This is a genomic window from Acidovorax cavernicola (assembly GCF_003581445.1).
This window is the reverse complement of record NZ_QXMN01000119.1, coordinates 1-3,036: the sequence shown is the minus strand read 5'-3', so window position 1 is coordinate 3,036 and position 3,036 is coordinate 1. Positions and strand designations below refer to the sequence as shown.

At 65.1% G+C, this 3,036-nt stretch carries 3 protein-coding genes; 1 reads left to right on the top strand and 2 read right to left on the bottom strand.

The annotated features are described in order from the left end of the window. Positions 1 to 568 (bottom strand): LysR family transcriptional regulator (locus tag D3H34_RS31390; protein WP_167481307.1); only part of this gene is annotated, 568 nt, incomplete at its 3' end. Between the two features lie 48 nt (positions 569 to 616). Between D3H34_RS31390 and D3H34_RS31385 the strand changes: the two genes are divergently transcribed. Then, entirely contained in the window at positions 617 to 1,576 is a 960-nt protein-coding gene (locus D3H34_RS31385) for an MBL fold metallo-hydrolase (RefSeq protein WP_119558723.1), read from the top strand. Between the two features lie 11 nt (positions 1,577 to 1,587). On the opposite strand, the gene D3H34_RS31380 is transcribed toward D3H34_RS31385, so the two are convergent. Next, positions 1,588 to 2,904 (bottom strand): SGNH/GDSL hydrolase family protein, encoded by a 1,317-nt coding sequence (locus D3H34_RS31380; RefSeq protein WP_205736848.1) that lies wholly within the window; start codon positions 2,902 to 2,904, stop codon positions 1,588 to 1,590. Positions 2,905 to 3,036 lie beyond the last annotated feature (132 nt).

Sequence of the window (3,036 nt, the reverse complement as noted above, 5' to 3'; positions counted from 1 at the left end):
CGCAACAGTGGGGCACCGTGGCAATGGGTTCGTTTCGCTGCCAGCGTGGTCCGTCTGAAAATGGGCCGACAACGAGGTCCACTTCTTCCTGCTGCAATAGTTCCGTGAACCGGAAACGATCTGTCGCCAGGACCGTCAGGCTGACTCCGGGCGCATCCGCGGCGAGGCGGACCAGCAGATCCGGCAGCAACCAGTCATTGACCCAGTCCATCACACCGATAACGAAGCGCCGGTCGCTGGTCGCCGCATCAAAAGCGGGTTGCTGCAGCACCACGGCTTGCATATCGGAAATCAGTGGCAACAGCTGCGACTGCAGTTCGATGCCACGCGGCGTTGGGCGCATGCCGCTCGGTGTGCGCACCAGCAGCTCGTCATGGAACAACAGTCGCAACCTTGCCAGGGCCCCGCTCACCGCGGGCTGGCCGAGATACAGGCACGCAGCGGCCTTCGAAACGCTGCGTTCGCGCAGCAGCACGAGAAGCGTGACCAGGAGGTTGAGATCCACGCCTCGCAAATCACGTTCCCTGATATTGCCGATCACTTCATTCGATTTGATTGATGTTGCCATCCGTTGAATCATACGTTTCCCCGCAGCAACCGAACGCATAGGCAACGCATGAAATTCCGCACCCTTTCCCTCCAGACATCTCTCGCCGTGGCACTTGCCTTGGGCGGTGCTGTTCTTGCGCCCCTGGCCCACGCGGCAGCGCCGATGGTCAAGACGCAGGCCCCGGGCTTCCACAGGCTGATGATCGGCTCTTTTGAAGTCACGGCGCTCAGCGACGGCACCACCGACCTGCCGGCCGAAACGCTGTTGCACAGCCAGGCCCACGACATTCCGCGCCAGCTGAAGGCACACCACTGGAAGACCTCGGTCACGGGCTACCTCGTCAACACCGGGGACAAGCTGGTCCTCATCGACACCGGAACCGGCGCGCTCATGGGGCCGAGGCTGGGCAAGCTCGACGCCAACCTTCGTGCGGCCGGCTACCAGCCGGATCAGGTGGACGACGTTCTCCTGACCCACGCGCACCCCGACCACCTGGGAGGGCTCATGGTCCAAGGCAAGATGGCGTTTCCCAATGCGACGATTCATATGGAGCAGGCCGAAGTGACCTATTGGATGTCGCCTGAGCGGATGGAGAAGGCGCAGGCGATGGAACGCAGTTTTTTTGCCGGAGCCATCGCTTCTCTCACGGCCTACTCGGAGGCCGGCAGGCTCAAGCCGTTCAACCCGGGCGCGGACCTGGTGCCCGGCATCAAGGCCATTACAGCGCATGGGCACACGGTGGGCCATACGGTGTTTGCGGTCCAAAGCCGGGGCGAACGTCTTCTGGTCATCGGCGATCTGATTCATGTCGGTGCCGTACAACTCCACGATCCCGCCGTAACCATCGCCTTCGATTCGGACGAGAAGGCCGCGCGCGCCACGCGGCTGAAGTTCTTCAACGAAGCGGCGCGCGACAACACGCTCATCGCCGCAACCCACCTGTCATTCCCGGGTGTCGGGCGCCTGAGCAAGGCGGGCAAATCGTTCCGCTGGATGCCCATCGAATACAGCACTCAGCTTCGCTGATGAGGCCGGTGCTAATGCGCACCCAGGCCGGGCAGCAAAGCGTCGAGCGCGACGGCATCGGCCATGGCCCGGTTGCCTTCGTCGCCGGGATGCAAGTGGTCGCCTGAGTCGAAGCGCGCGGCGATACGTGCCGGGTGTGCGGGATCGCGCAGCGCCGCGTCGAAGTCGATCACGGCATCGAATGCGCCGCTGTGGCGAATCCAGTCGTTCACCTGCCGGCGCAGCGCGTTCTTGCCGGGTTGGTAATAGTCGGCCAGCGGCGTGCCGGGCAAGGCGCCCTCGAATGGCGTGAGCGTGGCGCCGACCACGCGGATGCCTCGGCTGTGCGCCTGCGCGATCAGCTGGCGGTAGCCCGCCGTCAGCGACGCCAGCGTGGGCGGTTCGGCATGCTGCGCGAATGCCGTGCCGGGCCAGGAAATGTCATTGATGCCCAGCAGCACGATGACGCTGCGCACTCCCGGCTGCGCCAGCACGTCACGCTCCAGCCGCGCCAGCGCATTGACGCCCATGCCATCGGACAACAGCCGGGCCCCGGAAATGCCGGCATTGACGACGGCCACCCCATGCGGCGCCAGGCGCGCGGCCAGGAAGTCCGGCCAGCGGCGGTCCTGGTCCAGACTGGCCGTGGCGCCGTCCGTGATGGAATCACCGATCACCGCAACTGCCCGCGCAGCTTGCGCGGTTTCGACCTGAATTCCCGTCAGCAGCGGGCGGGCCGTGGTGCTCTGCCGGGCACGATCCGTCAGCCGCAGCGTGGCTGCGCGGGTTTGATCGCCAGACACCAGCCAGCCCGTCTGGCGGCCATCCCAGTGGAAGGTGTCGATCGGTGTGGCATGCGCCAGATACAAGCTCACAGCCACCTGGGAGAGCGCGGCAACAGGCAGCGCCACCGGGTCGCTGACCAGGGACGCGCCGGGCAGGATAGTCGCCGCCTCCTGGCCGCCAAAGGTCACGGCGCGCAGGCTGTCGTCGGCCAGCGCACCGTCCCCGCTGCCCTGGCGGGGACGGGCCACGGTGGTCTTGGCCACGGTGAGCGGCTGTTTGCCGTAGGCGTTGGACAGCACGATGCGCAGGCGCTGCCCTCCCAGGCTGACGCGCGCCACCTGGCGCACGGTCTGGTCGCGCAGCTCGGACGGAACATGGGCCGAAAACAGAAAATCCGCGCCCCACACGGGCTGCGGGCTGGCCTGCCATGTCGCCACCCAGGCCGGTGTGGGCGATGCATCCGCTGCCAGCGCGGGCGCGGCGGGCAGGGCGCCGGTCATGAGCGCCAAGGCCAGCAGCGCGGCGGCCCTGGTGCCTGGAAGTGATTCAGTCAGTCTTTTCATGTCAGTGAATTCAAAGTTCATTCAAGAACAAATCATGAATTCAAAGATCAAGTTGGAATAGACTGACTGCCAGAACATCATTTGTGAATCGAACTCACCAAGGAGGCGCGCATGGCCCGTCTGGAAGTCAAC